Origin of the sequence: Holdemanella sp. DFI.5.55 (assembly GCF_020593575.1) — a bacterium.
Taxonomy (GTDB): domain Bacteria; phylum Bacillota_I; class Bacilli_A; order Erysipelotrichales; family Erysipelotrichaceae; genus Holdemanella; species Holdemanella hominis.
Window position 1 is genome coordinate 1 of sequence record NZ_JAJDMK010000288.1, and the last position, 264, is coordinate 264.

The 264-nt window shown below is 51.5% G+C and carries 1 protein-coding gene; it reads right to left on the bottom strand.

Going from position 1 to position 264, the window contains the following annotated elements; translation table 11 throughout:
- Positions 1-264 (bottom strand): DegV family protein (locus LJE08_RS14130; RefSeq protein WP_227403594.1); only part of this gene is annotated, 264 nt, incomplete at both ends.

Sequence of the window (264 nt, forward strand, 5' to 3'; positions counted from 1 at the left end):
CGCCTTTCTTCAGATATTTTAGCGTATCCACGGTAATATAGATGCTGGCTTCCAGCCGTTCGCGCATCAGAGTCTCCTCGATCTGCGCTGCACTCAGACCCCTTGAAGCCATTTCAATCGCGTCCAGAACAGACTGTCTCTGGGTGACCGATATCCTCTGGTTATCAATTACATGGACCTTTCCGTCAAACTCCTGGGCAAGAGCCATTGCTGTCTCGCAGGAACTGCTCAGGCCGCTGGACATCGGGATATGGATCACTTCAT